The organism is Thermogymnomonas acidicola (assembly GCF_014646795.1).
Classification (GTDB): Archaea; Thermoplasmatota; Thermoplasmata; order Thermoplasmatales; family Thermoplasmataceae; genus Thermogymnomonas; species Thermogymnomonas acidicola.
In genome coordinates, this window is sequence record NZ_BMNY01000001.1 from 791,194 (window position 1) to 808,852 (window position 17,659).

The following is a 17,659-nucleotide window of genomic DNA, read 5'->3' on the forward strand; positions in this document are numbered from 1 at the left end:
TGGTTCCTTTGCCCCAGGCCCCGAGGGACGAGGGCAGGTACAGGGAGGCATCGATAAGCGAGTTCTTTGAGAAGAACAGGCACATCCTGGGGTTCGATTCTCCCCAGAAGGCCCTCTTCATGGCAGTCAAGGAGGCGCTGGACAACTCCCTGGACGCGTGCGAGGAGTTTTCCATCCTCCCTGAAATATCCATTTCCATTGATAGGCAGGGCGGGGATGTCTTCACGGTGACTGTTGCAGACAACGGGCCCGGGATAAAGAGGCGCTTCATTCCTGAGGTTTTCGGCCGCCTTCTCTACGGTTCGAGGTTCCACTCGTTCAGGCAGTCCAGGGGTCAGCAGGGTATCGGGATAACCGCCGCAGTGCTGTACGGGCAGATAAGCACAGGGCAGCCTTCACGGATAGTGTCGAAGACGGAGGACGAAGACGTTGGCTATGAGGTCGTGATGGGCATCGACGTGGCCAGGAACAGGGCGGACATACACTCTGAGAAACCGGTAATAGTGGGTTTTGAGCACGGCACAGTGGTGAGCATGCCCCTGAGGGGAAGGTACCAGACCGGCAGACAGTCTGTCCTTGAGTACGTGAGGCAGACCGCGGTAGCTAACCCACACATGGAAATGAGGTTCAGGGACCCAGATGGAAAGGTGTACGTCTTCCACAGGTCAACAGGAGTGGCCCCTGCCCCGCCGAAGCAGAGCAAGCCATACCTGAGGGGCCTGGAGGCAGGCGAGATAAGGCAGCTCGCGCAGGCCTCACCCTCGAATGACATGCTGCACTTCCTCACAGACACTTTCGGGAGGATGAGCGAGGACGTGGCTCAATCGGTACTGTCGAGAGCAGGCATAGATCCCAAGAGGGAGCCGCAGTCCATCACGCCCGCCGAGGCGATGAAGATCAGGGAAGTGGCAGAGGGGGCCGACCTCCCCCCGCCAAGGACTGACGTGCTCTCACCACTGGGCGGGGAATTCATAAAGCTGGGCCTCAGGGCAGTGTACGGCGACCTGGAGCCCTCGTTCTACGCGGAGCCCATCGTCAGAAAGCCATCCGTCTACAACGGCATGCCGTTCCAGGTGGAGGTGGGCATGGTATACGGCGGTGCCCTGAACCCCATGGAACAGGTGCAGGTGGTGAGGTACGCCAACAAGGTACCGCTGCTTTACCAGCCGGGCTCGTGCGCCATAACGCAGGCCGTGCAGTCTGTGGACTGGAGGCCATACGGCCTCGAGCAGAGGAACGGACAGGGCATCCCGTTCGGGCCAGCAATAATCCTGGTCCACGTGTGTGGTATAAGGCTGCCTTACTCGTCGGAGTCGAAGGAAGCAATAGCCCCCGTTGACCCGATAGTCCAGGAGATAAGGAGTGCCCTCATGTCTGCGGGCAGGCAGCTGAAGCTCCACCTGCAGAGGAGGAAGAGGAGGGAGAAGAACAAGGAGAGGTTCCAGCTTGTTAGCGAGCTGATCCCGGAAATAGCCAGGAAGGCGGCCAAGATAGCAGGGAGGGATGAGCCAGACATAAGGCCCCTCCTTGTAAGGGTCGCCAGGGTCGTCCTCTTCAGCCTTGGAAGGAACGGGACACTCAGGGTCATCAACCTCTCCGGCAAGGAGAGGGAGTTCGACGTTTTCGCAAGGGTGAGGGGAGCGGCGAGAGAGGACAGGCACCTCGGGCACCTGAGCCTTGCCCCCGGAGAGGAGGCGGAGTTCCACCTCGGCACCGAGGCACAGAACATCTCGGTATTCTACAGGGGGCTCAGCGAGGAGCAGGTACTGGGTGCCGACCCGCTGCCCGGAGACTGGGGCCTGGTGGTGGGCGAGCATGAAGGATGAGGTCAGCGCCAGGATAAGGAGCCTCGCGGAATCCATATACCAGCAGGTAGTCAGCGGTGAAGTGCCATACCTGGAAGTTCCGGCCAGGACTAAGGATAACATTGTCTTCGACCCACTTGCCTCCGTGTGGAAATACGGCACATCAAAGGTGGTGAGGGGGGCCCAGACAACGGACGGCGCAGGGTACCTGGTCAAGGCCCTTTACGTCATGGACTTCATCGAGGAGATGCTCTCGGCCAACAAGTCTTCAACGCTCAGGGAAATGTACTACATTTCCGAGGGCTGGGGGCACGGGAAGTTCGCCACCCAGGACGAGTCGAACATGATGGCAGAGGACCTGGAGATCCTCCTTGGCCTGCTGCGCGAGGACATGAAGCTGAGGCCTGAGGAGAACGGAGCCAGCGTCATAGGGAACCTTACTGTGCTCGAGAGGAACAGGAAGGGGCAGATGAAGAAGATAAACTGCAAGGACGATGTGGGTGAGGGCGGGTACGCGATACCATATAACGTGGAGAGGGACAACCTGGTCCTGAAGGACGCTGATGCAGACCTAGTGCTTGCCGTGGAGACCGGTGGTATGTTCGACAGGCTCGTTGAAAATGGCTTCGATGAGAAGTTCAGGGCGATAATAGTGCACCTCAAGGGGCAGCCGGCAAGGAGCACAAGGAGGCTACTCAAGAGGCTGAATGAGGAGATGCACCTGCCTATCTACGTATTCACGGACGGGGACCCGTGGTCGTTTAGAATATATGCATCCATAGCATACGGTGCAATAAAGACCGCCCACATCTCGGAGTACCTTGCTGTTCCCACTGCGGAGTTCGTCGGCGTAACAGCGTCTGACATACTTAACTACGACCTGCCCACCGACAAGCTGAACGAGAAAGACATTGCGGCACTGCACGCGGAACTCTCCGATCCCAGGTTCCAGACAGAGTTCTGGAGGCAGGAGATCGAGACAATGCTGTCCATCAACAGGAAGGCGGAACAGCAGGCACTTGCGAAGTACGGGCTTGACTACGTGACGGACACATACCTGCCCGAGAAGCTCGGCTCCAGTGGTGGTGACCTGCATGCATAGGTTCAGCGTGGAGATTGTCCAGATGTCCCCCTCAGCCTCGAAGGAGGAGAACCTTGAGAAGTGCCTCAGGGCATTCGATACTGTCAGGCCTGGTTCCACGGACCTTGTGGTCTTCCCTGAATACCAGATGCTCATGCCAGACTTCGAAAACCCGGAAAGGGTGAACAGAGAGGCCGAGGCCATCTCCGGCCCGTTCATGGAGAGGATGGTCGAATCTGCCAGGAAGTACTCAACGAACCTGGTGGTCAGCATTGTGGAATCGAACTTCGGGTCGCTGAGGCCCTTCAACACCTCAACAGTAGTCACGGAGCTGGGGCTGGTGGAGAGGAAGTACCAGAAGGTGCACCTGAACGCCAGGAGTGGCCCGCAGGAAAGGCGGGTGTTCGAGAAGGGGTACGCACCCATAGAGCCCTTCTACGTGGGCGAGCTGAACATAGGGATACTGAAGGGCGAGGACATCCTGTACCCTGAGCAGGCCAGGTACCTCACTCTCCTGGGCTCCGAGGTACTCGTTGTCCAGGCCGCGTGGTCATCTGTCACGGACATCTCGGAGATGTGGTTCCCGATACTCCGCACCAGGGCCGTGGAAAACTCCTGCTTCGTGATAGCATCAGACAACGCTGGGGGCCAATTTTACGGCCACTCGTGCGTCATATCGCCCCTGGGCCAGGTCATATCCGACGCAGGCCAGGACGAGTGCGTAATACATGTGGACATAGACCTCGACCTGCTGAGGGTTGCCAGGGGAGAGGGTGACCCGTTCGAGGACAGGAGGCGTGACCTATACAACATAAATGGGCTATGACCTCCTTATGAGCTCCCTGAGCAGCGACCTCATCTCCATGTAATCCGAGACCCTGTACCTTGCGGAAGTCTCCCCCGGCCCGACCTTGACTGTCAGGGCGTCAGAGTTCTTGATGAACGCCTCCTCGTCGGTGATGTCGTCACCGGCGATCAGGGCCTTCCTGCCATGTTTCCTGAACTTCCTTATGGCGTCTCCCTTGTTCACTCCAGGGATACGGAGCTCAACCACCTGTTTGCCCAAGTAGAGTTCCATGCCGCTCTCCTCGGCAAGCGAGCGCATGAAATCCTCCAGCCGTCCCCTGGTAGCCGTGTCCATGAGCCATGTGTTCACAGTTATGCCGCCCACCTTGTTGTAGAGCCTGGCGCCATGGAACATCTCCCTTATCTCGTTCTTCCTGAGGGCGATGGAGTTGCAGATCTCCACGTACCTGCTGTAATCTGGTATGAGGGGGACATCCCCCTCACTGGTGAGGAGAAGTGCCCCGTGGAGCGCTATCACCCTGTACCTGGGGGGCAGGAACCTCCTCATGTCCTCGGCACTCCTGCCCGTCACAATGTACATGTCATATTCCTCGCCTAGGCCGTCGAGGATGGACAGCAGTTCTCTGTCTGCAAAGCACGATGTTGGGTCGCTGGATATCGGAACCAGGGTGCCATCGTAGTCAAGGAACACCTGGTCGCCTGGCCCCATCTGTTCCAGTATCTCAGCTGTACCTGATCTCCCCCTGGTTGCGCTCTGCACTCCTCTCACCCATGATGTGCTCTGCCACCCTGCTTATCTGTGCCGTCCACCAGAAGAGGTTGTGCTCACTGACCTCTCTCTTCATGTTCTCGAGTCTTCTCATTATCTCCTCCTTAGTCATCCTGAAGGCTGCCACTATGGAATCCGCGACCTGGTCTATGTCGTTCGGGTTCACTATCAGTGCGTCTTTGAGGTCGTAGGCCGAACCAGCGAACTTCGATATTATCAGGACGCCACTGTGAGACGCAGCGACGAACTCCTTGCTCACCAGGTTGAGGCCATCGATGAGTGGGGTAATGAGGGCAACGTCAGCACTCCTGTAATAGGAAACAAGGGCCCTGTCGCTTATCTTCCTGTACATGTATATTATCGGGAACCAGGAGATCGAGCCGAACTCACCGTTGACCCTACCTATGGTCATCTCCAGCTCCCTTTTCATCATGGCATATTCCGGCACAGTGATCCTGCTCGGCGTCACGATCATCACGTACACGAACCTGCCGACGTACTCCGGGTAGCGCTTGAGCAGGTTCTCTATGGCCAGGACCCTGTTGGTGAGGCCCTTCGTGTAGTCCAGGCGGTCTATGGAGAATATGATCTTCTTTCCCTCCAGCAGCTCCCTCTTCATCTTCTTCCCGCGCCTCATCCTGTAATACGCGTCGTCAATGCCCAGGGGAAGGGCCATGAGCTTCTTCTCGAGTTCACTGCTGTCGCCCACCAGCATCCTGTAGGAGTTGAGGAAGTTCTTCAGGTAGACCTCAGTGTGGAAGGTTACCAGGTCGCTGGAGGCGATGCTCCTTATCATCTGGGCGCTCTCTGGCAGTATGGCGAAGAACTCACCAGCCACCCATGGTATGTGCCAGGTGAACACAATCACGTTCTCTATGCCCTTTTCCCTGAGCATGCCGGGGACCAGGGTAAGCTGGTAGTCGTGTATCCACACGATCATATCGTTTTCGATGTACTTGCTTATCTTCTCGGCGAACTTCTCATTGACTGCCCTGTAAGCCTTGAACGCGCTGTGGGACATCTTTATCCTGTCCCTGAAGTAGTGGAAGAGTGGCCAGAGTGTGCCGTTCGAGTACTCGTCGTAGAAGCCCTCCTTCTCCGTTCTGTTGAGTATGACCCTCACTATCTTGTACTTGCCGAGGTCCTCGACCTCATAGTTGCTGTCCAGGTTGCCGTCTCCCCAGCAGACCCAGACGCCACCCTCCCTCTGCATGAGCTTCCTGAGGGCCGTGGCCACTCCCCCAACGTTCTCTTTCACAGTCTCCTTTCCCTTTGACTGTTCATGTGTGATGGGGCAGCGGCTTGTGACTATAAGGTAGCTCACATGTCATTATGCTTATTCAATATAAAATAGTGATAGATGCGGCAAGGACGCAAGCCACACTTTCCCGGAGGCCTCTTGTTGCCCTGGAGGCCATGGGAAACCGCCAGTTCGAACTGCCTGCAGGTCGAGTGCGAAACAATTTTATACAGATTCCATATTCAGTGGTCGTGACGGCCATAACAGCGGTGTCACACCCGGTCTCATTCCGAACCCGAAGGTAAAGGCCGCTGTGTGCCGCGTTGTACTGTCTTCCGCGAGGGGACGGGAAGCGCGGCTCGCTGTCATGCTTCTGAAAGTTTCTCGATGTGCCGGTGTCTCCTAGCAACAGGACATTGCCGTGGATGACTATTAAAGAGTGAGGTTGAAGGCAGGTTTATTGCCTTCTGTCAGCGCATTACCTTGTCAATTGAAAACCTGTAAGCGTCCACCTCACTCCTGACCTCTTCCCTCCTGGCCCTGAGCTCCTCGAGGAACTCGTTTATCTTGTCCGTCGCTATCTGCTTCATCTCTCCGCTGAGCAGTGCCCCTCTCCTGTACTCCTCGTAGACTTTCCTCACCTTCCCCTGGTCCGGCTCAAGCAGTTTATATATGTTGTAGGCGAAGTCTATTTCCGGCACCGCACCGAACTTCCTCTGCTCTTCTGCCGTGGCCCTGCCCCCAGAGAATGCGTATTTCATCATCTTCTTCCTCACGGTCTTGGGGTCGTCGTCCAGGTAGATGCCCGAGTTCGGATCCGAGGAGGACATCTTGCCGGAGCCCTTGAGTGCAGGCATGAACTTTGAGATGATTGAGGATGGCTTCCTGTAGCCTATCTTCGGCAGCACGTCCCTGGCCACAAGGAAGTGGGGGTCCTGGTCGATGGCGTATGGTATGAGGCACCTCTCGTCCCTCCCTGTGAGTGCCGGGATCAGGAAGGCCGGGACCGCCTGCATGGATGTGAAGAAGAACTTGCCAACGTTGTCGCTGTCAGAAAAGCCGAAGACATCCCTGGCCAGAGAGACGTTTATGTGCCTGGCGACCCGGATGGCCTGGTTGTACAGTATCCCTGCCTGCTCACTGTCCACTATTATGTGCGTGTTCTCGGGCCTGAAGCCGAGGGAAAGGATGTCCAGTATGTTCTCCTCAGTGTACTTCCTTATGTCCTCCATCTCCAGGTCTCTGAAGAGGAACTTCTCGTCATCAGTTATCTGGATGAGGAGGTCAGCTCCGAACCTGTCCTGCAGCCACTTTGTGAATATGAACGGTATTAGGTGGCCAAGGTGCATCTTGCCTGATGGCCCCCTGCCGGTGTAGAGGTAGAAGCGCTTTCCACTCCGGTAGTCGCTGAGCAGCATGTCGAGGTCCCTATGTGCGAAGAAGGTCCCGTTTGTGATGTAGGGATGTACCTCGCCAGCGGCGCTCCTTATCATCTCCGTCAGTTCTGGATCGATGATCTTCGCGCCGAACTCCCTTGCGACCTTCTGGTAATCAGTGTCCGTGAGCTCCCCCTGGACCTCCCACGGTGTTATCTGTTTCTCCTGAGCCACGTCAGCGTATCCCAACGTCTCTATAAACTTTGATTGCACCCCTACCCCCATGCCTCGGGAGCGCAACCGGGGCCGCCACACGGGCTTTCAGCACACCGTGCGGGAGTATAGGGGATTCAGGCTTAAGGCCCTTGGAAAAGCAGGTTTTTACGTTCTTGGCCCGTGAAGCAGGGGAAACTTGTGGAGGCCCAGGGCCTCACACCCTCATGAACAGGTCCCTCTCTATCTTGGCCTTCATCTGTGATAGTTCGCTGGGCTTGTATATGCCGTATTCTGTTATGAAGCCGGTGACGTACTTCGCAGGTGTCACGTCGAAGGCCGGGTTCTTTGCCCTGCTCTCCTCTGGGCCTAGCCTCTTACCGTTAACGAAGAGGACCTCGTTCTCGTCCCTCTCCTCTATGGGTATCTCATCCCCGCTTTTCAGGGAGAAGTCAAACGTGCTCCCGGGGGCTGCCACGTAGAATGGTATCCCGTTCTCCTTTGCCAGCACAGCCTTCTCATATGTGCCGATCTTGTTTGCGAAGTCCCCGTTGGAGGCTATCCTGTCAGCACCCACTATTACAAGGTCCACCTCGCCCCTCCTCATGTAAAAACCGGCGGCGTTATCCGCTATTATTGCGTGGTCTATGCCCTCCTGGGCCAGCTCCCACGCGGTCAGTCTGGCACCCTGAAGCCTCGGCCTCGTCTCATCCACGAACACGAACGGGTTCTTGCCCTCCATCTTTGCAAACCTGATCGGGGCAAGCGCAGTCCCCCAGTCAAGGACGGCCAGGGCCCCTGCATTGCAGTGTGTCAGTATCTTCCCGTTCTCCGGTATGAGCTCGTTCCCGTACTCGCCTATCTTCCTGCACCTGCCGGATATCTCGTTCGCGTACCTCCTGGCAGCGTTCATGTCGTAGTTGTTCTCCTTCATGTAGCGTATGGCCTTGAAGAGGTCGTAGGCTGTTGGCCTGGTTGAGCCTATCTTCCTTACCGCGCTCTCCATGTCCTCTCCGTTCATCTTTGCCAGGGCGAGGCCATATGCCGCGGTCACTCCTATGGCCGGTGCCCCCCTTACAACCATGTCCTTTATTGCGAAGGCTATGTCGTCGGAATTCCTTGCCTTGAAGACCTCAACGCTCTCCGGTATCTTCCTCTGGTCGATGATCTTGACAACGTTGTCCTCAAACCACACTGCAACGAGAGTCCTGACCTCGCCCTCTATTGCTACCTTCATACCTCTGCATACCTCCTTCTCTTAAAAAATGATCTGCACTCCCTCTCCACCTCCTCCAGCTCCGGGGAGGGGTGGATCTCCTGGAATGGCTCAACCGTGTAGCTGGAAGGTTCGGCCTCTCCAAGCACGATCCTTCTGAAGAGGTAGTTGTGGATCACAGGCACCTCATACTTCGATATGACCTCCACGACCCTCTTCACCCTCTCCTGGGCCTCCCTTGCCTCTTCTTTCTCCCCGTGTACTATGACTGCTGTGAGGTTGGTGAAGTTCGCCGTGGAGCATATGCCCCCCTCTGCACCAGCCTCTATGGATTCGAGGAGCACGCTGTCCTTGCCCTGGAAGACGCTGATGCCAAGGCCTGCAAGTTCAGCGATCCTTTTTACGCTCCCCGAACTGTCCTTGATGCCCACCACGTTGCTGCACTCCTCATGGAGCCTTCTCACGGTCTCCAGGGAAAGTGATGTCCCTGTAAGGGCGGGGTTGTCGTAGAGGTAAACATCGAGATCCAGCGAGGAGGATATGAGTGAGAAGTAGCGGAACATGGAGGCCTGGCTGTACCTATGGTAGTATGGCGTGACCAGGACCGCCCTTCTGATGCCCAGGTCAGAAACGAACCTACCCATCTCCAGGGTCTCATCCACGTTGTTCCTGGAAATGCCTGCAAGGACCTCTACACCGCCCTGGCTGGCAGCGAATTCCATGAGCTCCATGTGCTGCTTCCTGCTCAGGGCCGCAGACCAGCCGGTGGAGGAGCCGAAGAAGAGGCCGTCAAAGCCCATGGCCCTGGCAAACTCAACGAGCCTAGATGCCGCCTCCCTGTCCAGGCTGCCGTTCCTGAACGGGGTCACGGCGGCGACCATAGCCTTTGCCATGCCGTCTCAATCCCCTGGCTGCTATTTACGGTTTGCGTGCGGACGCAGAAGATCTCGGAACGTTTATATTGGGTCTAATAATCAACGTCACCGCAGCTCAAGGGGCCCGTAGCTCAGCTAGGTAGAGCATCTGGCTTTTAACCAGGTGGTCGGGGGTTCAAACCCCCCCGGGCCCGCAGGAGGGGATGAGGAAATGGCGAAGTTCAACGTGCTCAAACACGAGCTGGTGCCAGAGCACCACCTGCTCAGCCCGGAGGAAGAGGATAAGGTTTTAAAGGAGTTAGGGATATCAAAAGAACTCTTGCCAAAGATAAGCAGGAGTGATCCAGCGGTGCTGGCTTTGGAGGAGATAAATGGCCCTATTGAGGAAGGTAGGGTCATTAAGATAATCAGGAAGAGCCCAACCACTGGATATGCTGTATATTACAGGGTTGTAACGAGTGAGGTTTTCAGATGAGGGAGCTAGTGGATGTTTTCTTCAAAAGGGAGAGTGTAGTCAACCATCAGATCGAATCGATGAACCACTTCTACGCCGAGAGGGGAGACCCGGACAACGGCATGCAGGCCATTGTGGACGAGACAAAGGTTACCGATGAGGATGAGCCAGGCGTGATCGTCCTCGACCCCAGCAAGACCGGCGGAAGGGACATAAGGATCTACTTCGGCAGGATCAGGGAGAACGGCAGGCCCGTTGGGGAACAGACAATATGGGTTGAGAAGCCAGAGATCAAGGAGGCCTCCGGTGCCTCGAACCAGATAACGCCGAATGAAGCGAGGCTCAGGGGCCTGAACTACGTGGCCCCCGTCATACTGAAGCTCAGGATCGTCGAGGACGGCGTGGAGAAGGAGCCTGAGACGCTCAAGATTGGGGACATACCTGTGATGGTCAGGTCAAAGATATGCACGCTCTACGGCACCAACCTCGACCAGTATATAGAGAAGAACAACGGGCCGGTGAACGCCACAAGGACGGAGAAACTACAGTATGTTGGCGAGGACCCGGATGACCCGGGCGGTTACTTCATAATCGGCGGTTCAGAGAGGGTCATAGTGTCGCTGGAGGACCTTGCGCCAAACAAGATAATGGTGGAGTACGAGGAGAAGTACGACACCAAGGTCGAGGTGGCAAAGGTATTCTCACAGCAGGGCGGGTACAGGGCACTGACATCCATGGAGAGGGGCAGTGACGGCATTATCAACGTCACGATTCCCAGCGTGGCAGGTACGATCCCCCTCGTGATCCTGATGAAGGCCCTTGGCCTGGAGAGGGATGTGGACGTGCACAACGCCATTGCGTCAGTGCCGGAGATGGAGCCCATAATATACGCGAACCTTGAGGAGGCCAGGAACCCGAAGAACCTGCCCCCAAACGGCGTGAACAACCAGGAGGACGCCATAAACTACCTGGAGAAGAGGTTCGCGGCCGGCCAGGCCAAGGAGTTCAGGGAGAAGAGGGTTGCGCAGATGCTGGACAAGAACCTCCTCCCGCACCTGGGCGACTCGCCGGAGGACAGGCTCAAGAAGGCGATATACCTGGGCAGGATGGCGAGGTCCCTGCTCGAGCTGCACCTGGGCATAAGGAAGGAGGATGACAAGGACCACCTGTCGAATAAGAGGGTCAAGCTGGCCGGAGACCTGATGGATGAGCTGTTCAGGAATGCCTTCCAGGCTGTCATGAAGGACCTCAAGTACCAGCTGGAGAGGACATACAACAGGAAGAAGTCGCAGATAAGGCTAAAGCCTTCCGTGAGGCAGGATCTGCTAACGCAAAAGCTCCAGCACGCCATGGCCACGGGGAACTGGATCGGCGGCAGGACAGGGGTTTCACAGCTTCTGGACAGGGTCTCCAACGTGAGCACCATAAGCCACCTGAGGAGGATAATATCGCCCCTCACGCGTTCGCAGCCGCACTTCGAGGCCAGGGACCTCCACCCGACACAGTGGGGCAGGATATGCCCCAACGAGACGCCTGAGGGCCAGAACTGCGGCCTGGTCAAGAACGCTGCCCTCATAATCAACGTGACCGAGGGCGTCGACCCCCAGTCTGTCCTCGAGTTCCTGCGCTCCCTCGATGTGAAGGAGGTCATGGAGGAGAACCCGAACGCAGGCAGGGTGTACCTGAACGGTGACCTCGTTGGCTACCACGATGACCCAGAGGGTCTCACCAACAGGATAAGGGAGGAGAGGAGGAAGGGCAGGATCTCCGATGAGGTCAACGTGAGGTGGGACCCTGGCACGAGGGAGGTCATAGTGAACTGCGACAGGGGCAGGATCAGGAGGCCCCTGCTCGTCCTCAGGAACGGAAACACAGTCATCGATTCGACCATGCTGAAGCGCCTTGAGACAGGCGAGTACTCGATAAAGGACATAACGAGGAAGGGCGCCCTGGAATGGGTCGATGCGGAGGAGGAAGAGAACCTATACATAGCGGTCTATGCTTATGACGTGCCTGAGAAGTGCCCGTCATGCGGTGAGTACCTGTACCGTGGCAAGGTGGACTGGGTGGATCCAGGCGAGCCCAGCAGCAGCGGCGACAAGGTAACGCTTGAGTGCCTGTACTGCCACGGCAGGTTCCAGTCCAGGAAGCTGATAACGGAGGAGCACACGCACCTTGAGATCGACCCTTCGTTCATACTGGGCGTTGTTGCATCTGTAATACCGTATCCGGAGCACAACTCCTCGCCGAGGATCACGATGGCAGCTGCAATGACGAAGCAGTCCATAGGCCTCTCAGCCACGAACTACAGGATAAGGACGGACACGAGGGGCCATGTGCTCCACTACCCGCAGGTCCCGCTGGTGAAGACCAGGATCATGGACTTCATAAGGTACGAGAAGAAGCCAGCCGGGCAGAACTTCGTCGTTGCGATCCTCTCCTACCAGGGCTACAACATACAGGACGCCATCATACTCAACAAGGCGTCTGTGGAGAGGGGTCTGGGTAGGAGTTCGTTCTTCAGGACTTACGAGGCGGAGGAGCGCAGGTACCCGGGAGGCCAGGAGGACAGGTTCGAGATACCTACCCACGACGTCCTGGGCGCCAGGGACGAAAAGTACTACAAAAACCTGGACGATAACGGGATAATAAGCCCAGAGATGGAGGTTGAGGGCTCCGATGTGCTGGTAGGAAAGACCTCCCCGCCGAGGTTCCTGGAGGAGGGCGCTGAGAAGCTGGGGCCACAGAGGAGAAGGGAATCGTCAGTGACCATGAGGCCCAACGAGACCGGCATTGTGGACAACGTCTTCCTCACCGTCTCAGAGAGCAACAGCAGGATAGTGAAGATCAAGGTGAGGAGCCTCAGGATCCCGGAGCTTGGCGATAAGTTCGCCTCCAGGCACGGCCAGAAGGGTGTCATAGGCGCAGTCATACCGCAGGAGGACATGCCTTTCACCGAGGACGGCATAATACCTGACCTCATATTCAACCCCCACGCCGTGCCTTCGAGGATGACTGTGGGGCACATACTGGAGATGATAGGCGGCAAGGTTGCCTCCAGGCGCGGTGACTTCGTCGACGGGACTATATTCAGCGGGGAGCCAGAGCAGAGCCTGAGGGCTGCACTGGAGAGGCTAGGGTTCAGGAGATCCTCCAACGAGGTCATGTACGATGGCGTGACTGGAAGGAAGTATGTGGTCGACATCTTCACAGGCGTCATATATTACCAGAAGCTGCACCACATGGTTGCCGGGAAGTTCCACGCGAGGTCGAGGGGGCCGGTGCAGATACTCACCAGGCAGCCAACGGAGGGCCGTTCCAGGCAGGGAGGCCTCAGGTTCGGGGAGATGGAGCGCGATACCCTGATAGCGCACGGTGCGGCAATGGTGATAAAGGACCGCCTCCTGGACCAGAGCGACGGCACGATACTCTACGTGTGCGGGAACCCGAAGTGTGGCCACATAGCCATACTGGACAGGAGGAAGGGCACCCTGAAGTGCCCGGTTTGCGAGAATACAGGCAACATACACCCCATAGAGACGAGCTATGCCTTCAAGCTGATGAGGGACGAGCTCGCTTCCATGGGTGTCATGATGAGGTTATCCCTGGGTGATCTCAAATGATGAGTGGTATTTCGAAGAGGATAAACAAGATACAGTTTGCCCTGCTCTCACCTGAGGAGATCAGGAAGATGTCCCAGGTGAAGGTCATCACAGCCGACACATACGATGACGACGGCTACCCCATTGAGAGGGGCCTGATGGACCTCCACATGGGTGTCATAGAGCCGGGACTGAAGTGTGCCACCTGCTACGGACGCGTTGATGAATGCCCTGGGCACTTTGGCCACATCGAACTGGCCATGCCAGTGATACACGTGGGCTTCGTGAAGGAGATAAAGACGATCCTGGAGAGCACGTGCAAGGTGTGCGGCAGGATAAAGCTCACGGACGACGAGATCAAGATCTACAGGGAGGAGATGAGCAACCTGAACTTTGCCCAGGGTGACCCCGAGGTAATAGCAATCAAGTCGAAGAAGATCACGGACCTGGCATCTTCCAGGATGGTCTGCCCACACTGCGGCGCACAGCAGAGCAAGCTCATCCTGGACAAGCCAACAACGTTCAGGGAAGAGAAGGTGGGCATAAAGGTCACCCCAAAGGAGATAAGGGAGAGGCTGGAGAGGGTGCCGGACGAGGACCTCATATTCTTCGGCCTCAACCCGGAGGTGGCAAGGCCCGAGTGGATGGTCCTCACAGTGCTGCCCGTGCCGCCCATAAACGTCAGGCCCTCCATAACGCTAGAGACGGGAGAGAGGAGCGAGGACGACCTCACCCACAAACTCGTTGACATAATAAGGATAAGCCAGAGGCTCAGGGAGAGCAGGGACAACGGGTCGCCGCAGCTCATAATAGAGGACCTCTGGGACCTTCTCCAGTTCCACGTCACGACCTATTTCGACAACCAGACAGCAGGCATACCTCCGGCGAGGCACAGGTCAGGCAGGCCACTGAAGACGCTGGTCCAGAGGCTCAAGGGGAAGGAGGGCAGGTTCAGGTCAAACCTCTCGGGCAAGAGGGTAAACTTCTCCGCACGCACGGTCATTTCCCCGGAACCATTCCTCTCAATAAACGAAGTGGGTGTGCCAGAGAGGGCTGCCAGGGAGCTCACTGTGCCGCTTGTGGTGAACGCCTTCAACATTGACTATGTGCGCGAACTGGTGAAGAGGGGGCCCGAGCCCGTGGATGAGCAGGGAAGGTACGTCACCGGCGTCAACTACATCATCAGGCCAGACGGCAGGAGGATAAAGATAACTGCGCAGAACGCCGAGGAGAACAGCAAGAGGATAGACATCGGCTGGGTCGTTGAGCGCCAGCTCACTGAAGGCGACATAGTGCTGTTCAACAGGCAGCCGTCACTCCACAGGATGTCCATGATGGGCCACACCGTCAGGATACTGCCCGGCCACACCTTCAGGTTCAACCTGCCTGTATGCACCCCGTACAACGCTGACTTTGACGGGGACGAGATGAACCTGCACATAATTCAGAAGGAGGAGGCCAGGGCCGAGGCCAGGATCATAATGAAGGTGCAGGAGCAGATAATGTCACCCCGTTTCGGCGGCCCCATCATAGGCGGCATACACGACCACATAACAGCACTGTTCCTCCTCACCCACGGCAACCCCAGGTTCACTGCCGAAGAGACCATGCACATGCTCTCCTACGTGGACGTCCCGGGCATGCCACAGGCAGAGATCGTGGACGGCAAGAAGTACTACAGGGGTAGGGACATATTCTCGCTCATCCTGCCCAAGGACCTCAACCTGAGGTTCACGAGCAAGCTCTGCTCCTCCGCCAGGGAGAGGTGCGAGTACGAGGACGACCCTGCTGACAAGGAAGTTGTCATAGAGAACGGCAGGATGGTCCACGGCACGATAGATGAGGCTGCCATAGGCCCGTTCTCCGGCATAATCATAGACAAGATGTTCAGGAAGTACGGGCCCGAAGAGACTGCGAAGTTCATAGACAGGATGACCAGGCTCGCTGTTGGCTTCATAAGCCTGAGGGGGTTCACCACTGGCATAAGCGACTACGACATACCGGAGAGCGCAGTGGCCAGGATAGATGAGATCTCGCAGGAGGCCATAGAGAGGATAGACAGGCTGATCGATACCTACAGGCAGGGCCAGCTGCAGCCTATGCCCGGAAGGTCTGTGGAGGAGACCCTGGAACTGGAGATACTGAGCGAGACAGGCAAGGTCAGGGACGAATCGGGAAAGATAGCATCACAGTACCTTGGCCTGAGCAACCCATCTGTCATCATGGCTAGGAGCGGTGCGAGGGCCAAGATGCTCAACATATCTGAGGTGGCCGGAATGGTGGGCCAGCAGTCGGTCAGGGGTGGCAGGCTCAACCGCGGCTACTACGGCAGGACACTGCCACACTTCAGGATAGGTGATATGGGAGCCATGGCACACGGCTTCGTAAAGTCGTCATACAAGCAGGGCCTGAACCCGCTCGAGTACTTCATGCACAGCATAGGGGGAAGGGAGGGCCTTGTGGATACCGCTGTGAGGACGTCAAGGAGCGGCTACATGCAGAGGAGGCTGATCAACGCCTTCGAGGACCTCAAGGTGGACGAGGCAAGGAGGGTGCAGGACACCGTGGGCGCAATGATACAGTTCAGGTACGGTGAGGACGGCGTCGATCCCACGAGAAGCGACAGGGGTTCCACCCTGGACCTAGACTACATAATCTACGACGAGGTGGAGGCGGGACAGTGAAGGCCCTTCTATGGAGAGAGCTGAAGCAGAGGCTCAACGAACTAGCGTCGAGGATCCCCGTGAGGTACGCGGTTGAGTTCAAGGTTGAGGGCGAGGTCAGGGAAGCCTACATATCCGTAGACGGGAAGACGCTGAAGTGGAGGGTGAGCATATCGTCCATCGAGCCGTATGAGAGCGGGAAGGAGGACCTGGCGAAGAGGAAGAACCAGCTCCACTCGATCCTGGTGATCGATAGGATAGAGGAGATAGAGCCCATATCGATCTCGGAGTTCTACCAGGACGGAAAGAGCCTCCGTGAGCTGAAGGGATACGCTGTGGCTGAGAGAAGGCCAGCCACAATAGAGGAGAAGAACGAGTACGAGAGAGCCATATCCGATGGCGCAAGGCAGGTAATGGAGGACTTCAGGCAGATGGGCGTGGAGATCCAGGTGTCCCTGGCGGAACAGCTGGCGGAGAGGAGGAAGGGGCTCACAGAGGAACAGTACAGGAGGGTCATCAGGAGGGTTGCCGCGGAGCTGGAGAAGAGGTACATCGACCCGCACGAGGCGGTGGGTATCATCGCTGCGCAGAGCATAGGAGAACCTGGTACGCAGATGACCATGAGGACCTTCCACTTCGCAGGCGTCAGGGAGATGAACGTGACCCTGGGCCTACCGAGGCTCATAGAGATAGTGGATGCCAGGCGCATACCCAGCACTCCTTCGATGACCGTTTACCTTAAGCCTGAGTTCGAGCAGAACGAGGAGGTCGTAATGTCGGTGGTCAAGAGCCTGGAGAACACGACACTCCTGGACGTTGCGGACATAGTAACGGATGTCACGGAGATGACGCTCTACATAAGGCCCGACACAGACAAGATGCGTGAGAGGATAGTGGACAGGCAGGATATACTTAGCGCACTCGAGAAGGTAAAGAACGTAACGGTGGTGGAGAACCCCGACACAGATGAGATCATAGTGAAGCCACAGCAGGAGTCATTCAAGAGGCTCTACCAGCTCCAGGAATCCCTGAAGGAGCTGACCATAAAGGGGATACCGAAGATAAGGAGGGCCATAGCCAGGAAGGAGAGTAACAGGTGGGTCATATACACGCAGGGCTCGAACCTCAAGGAAGTGCTTCAGATAGACGAGGTCGATGCCACAAGGACTTACACGAACGACATAATAGAGATATCCGAGGTACTGGGCATAGAGGCCGCGAGGAACGCAATATTCCTGGAATCGCAGAGGACACTGCAGGAACAGGGCCTGGAGGTCGACATAAGGCACCTGATGCTCGTTGCGGACACCATGACGTTCAGCGGCGCAGTGAGGGCTGTGGGGAGGCAGGGCATATCGGGCAGGAAGAGCAGCGTCCTGGCCAGGGCTGCATTCGAGATCACGACAAAGCACCTTTTGAGGGCTGGTCTCCTGGGCGAGGTTGACACGCTGTCAGGCGTGGCGGAGAACATCATCGTGGGGCAGCCGATCACTCTGGGGACGGGTGCGGTTAACCTTGTCTACAAGGGGATCAGGCGTAAGAACAAGGGAGAATGATG

Annotated in this window: 12 protein-coding genes, 1 tRNA gene and 1 rRNA gene; 9 read left to right on the top strand and 5 right to left on the bottom strand. The window is 57.0% G+C overall.

Translation table 11 applies throughout. The annotated features are described in order from the left end of the window. Nucleotides 1–8 precede the first annotated feature (8 nt). The 3 genes from IEW66_RS04020 to IEW66_RS04030 are packed head-to-tail and all read left to right on the top strand — an operon-like array spanning nt 9 to nt 3,712. Nucleotides 9–1,826, top strand: a complete 1,818-nt coding sequence (locus tag IEW66_RS04020) for a DNA topoisomerase VI subunit B (RefSeq protein WP_188680506.1) — start codon at nt 9–11, stop codon at nt 1,824–1,826. Next, nucleotides 1,816–2,907, top strand: coding sequence for a DNA topoisomerase IV subunit A (locus IEW66_RS04025; RefSeq protein WP_188680508.1), 1,092 nt, complete (start codon nt 1,816–1,818; stop codon nt 2,905–2,907). Before IEW66_RS04020 ends, IEW66_RS04025 begins: the two co-directional genes overlap by 11 nt. Continuing rightward, nucleotides 2,900–3,712, top strand: coding sequence for a carbon-nitrogen hydrolase family protein (locus tag IEW66_RS04030; protein ID WP_188680510.1), 813 nt, complete (start codon nt 2,900–2,902; stop codon nt 3,710–3,712). The genes IEW66_RS04025 and IEW66_RS04030 overlap by 8 nt, the downstream gene beginning before the upstream one ends. Here the strand turns inward: IEW66_RS04030 and otsB are convergent. Then, entirely contained in the window at nt 3,707–4,453 is a 747-nt protein-coding gene (otsB, locus tag IEW66_RS04035) for a trehalose-phosphatase (RefSeq protein ID WP_188680512.1), read from the bottom strand. The two genes, IEW66_RS04030 and otsB, sit on opposite strands and share 6 nt — an antisense overlap. Continuing rightward, nucleotides 4,416–5,786, bottom strand: a complete 1,371-nt coding sequence (locus tag IEW66_RS04040; RefSeq protein ID WP_188680513.1) for an alpha,alpha-trehalose-phosphate synthase (UDP-forming) — start codon at nt 5,784–5,786, stop codon at nt 4,416–4,418. Before IEW66_RS04040 ends, otsB begins: the two co-directional genes overlap by 38 nt. A gap of 166 nt (nt 5,787–5,952) precedes the next feature. Between IEW66_RS04040 and rrf the strand changes: the two genes are divergently transcribed. Continuing rightward, nucleotides 5,953–6,073: ribosomal RNA gene (rrf, locus tag IEW66_RS04045) — 5S ribosomal RNA — on the top strand. Nucleotides 6,074–6,172: 99 nt separating this feature from the next. On the opposite strand, the gene IEW66_RS04050 is transcribed toward rrf, so the two are convergent. The 3 genes from IEW66_RS04050 to IEW66_RS04060 form a co-directional block, all read right to left on the bottom strand. After that, entirely contained in the window at nt 6,173–7,312 is a 1,140-nt protein-coding gene (locus tag IEW66_RS04050) for a tryptophan--tRNA ligase (RefSeq protein WP_188680515.1), read from the bottom strand. Nucleotides 7,313–7,508: 196 nt separating this feature from the next. Beyond that, nucleotides 7,509–8,528 carry an S-methyl-5-thioribose-1-phosphate isomerase gene (gene mtnA, locus IEW66_RS04055; RefSeq protein ID WP_188680517.1) on the bottom strand — a complete coding sequence of 340 codons (1,020 nt, stop codon included), beginning with the start codon at nt 8,526–8,528 and terminating at the stop codon, nt 7,509–7,511. Beyond that, on the bottom strand, nt 8,525–9,400 hold the full coding sequence (locus IEW66_RS04060) for a dihydrodipicolinate synthase family protein (protein ID WP_188680519.1): 876 nt from the start codon (nt 9,398–9,400) through the stop codon (nt 8,525–8,527). Before IEW66_RS04060 ends, mtnA begins: the two co-directional genes overlap by 4 nt. A 102-nt stretch (nt 9,401–9,502) precedes the next feature. Here IEW66_RS04060 and IEW66_RS04065 point away from each other — a divergent pair. The 5 genes from IEW66_RS04065 to rpoA2 all read left to right on the top strand — a co-directional run bounded on the left by IEW66_RS04065 (nt 9,503) and on the right by rpoA2 (nt 17,657). Further along, nucleotides 9,503–9,576: transfer RNA gene (locus IEW66_RS04065), tRNA-Lys, on the top strand. A gap of 17 nt (nt 9,577–9,593) precedes the next feature. Continuing rightward, the gene (locus IEW66_RS04070; protein WP_075056274.1) at nt 9,594–9,857 is read left to right on the top strand and encodes a DNA-directed RNA polymerase subunit H; all 264 of its coding nucleotides are present in this window, start codon (nt 9,594–9,596) and stop codon (nt 9,855–9,857) included. Continuing rightward, entirely contained in the window at nt 9,854–13,459 is a 3,606-nt protein-coding gene (locus IEW66_RS04075; protein ID WP_188680521.1) for a DNA-directed RNA polymerase subunit B, read from the top strand. The genes IEW66_RS04070 and IEW66_RS04075 overlap by 4 nt, the downstream gene beginning before the upstream one ends. Further along, nucleotides 13,459–16,122 carry a DNA-directed RNA polymerase subunit A' gene (gene rpoA1, locus IEW66_RS04080; protein WP_188681223.1) on the top strand — a complete coding sequence of 888 codons (2,664 nt, stop codon included), beginning with the start codon at nt 13,459–13,461 and terminating at the stop codon, nt 16,120–16,122. The genes IEW66_RS04075 and rpoA1 overlap by 1 nt, the downstream gene beginning before the upstream one ends. Beyond that, on the top strand, nt 16,119–17,657 hold the full coding sequence (rpoA2, locus tag IEW66_RS04085) for a DNA-directed RNA polymerase subunit A'' (protein ID WP_188680522.1): 1,539 nt from the start codon (nt 16,119–16,121) through the stop codon (nt 17,655–17,657). The genes rpoA1 and rpoA2 overlap by 4 nt, the downstream gene beginning before the upstream one ends. Nucleotides 17,658–17,659: the final 2 nt, after the last annotated feature.

Excerpts from the sequence above, each read along its gene's own strand:
- IEW66_RS04025 (WP_188680508.1), top strand. The coding sequence starts at position 1,816 with ATGAAGGATGAGGTCAGCGCCAGGATAAGGAGCCTCGCGGAATCCATA.
- IEW66_RS04030 (WP_188680510.1), top strand. The coding sequence starts at position 2,900 with ATGCATAGGTTCAGCGTGGAGATTGTCCAGATGTCCCCCTCAGCCTCG.
- mtnA (WP_188680517.1), bottom strand. The coding sequence starts at position 8,528 with ATGAAGGTAGCAATAGAGGGCGAGGTCAGGACTCTCGTTGCAGTGTGG.
- IEW66_RS04060 (WP_188680519.1), bottom strand. The coding sequence starts at position 9,400 with ATGGCAAAGGCTATGGTCGCCGCCGTGACCCCGTTCAGGAACGGCAGC.
- IEW66_RS04070 (WP_075056274.1), top strand. The coding sequence starts at position 9,594 with ATGGCGAAGTTCAACGTGCTCAAACACGAGCTGGTGCCAGAGCACCAC.
- IEW66_RS04075 (WP_188680521.1), top strand. The coding sequence starts at position 9,854 with ATGAGGGAGCTAGTGGATGTTTTCTTCAAAAGGGAGAGTGTAGTCAAC.
- rpoA1 (WP_188681223.1), top strand. The coding sequence starts at position 13,459 with ATGAGTGGTATTTCGAAGAGGATAAACAAGATACAGTTTGCCCTGCTC.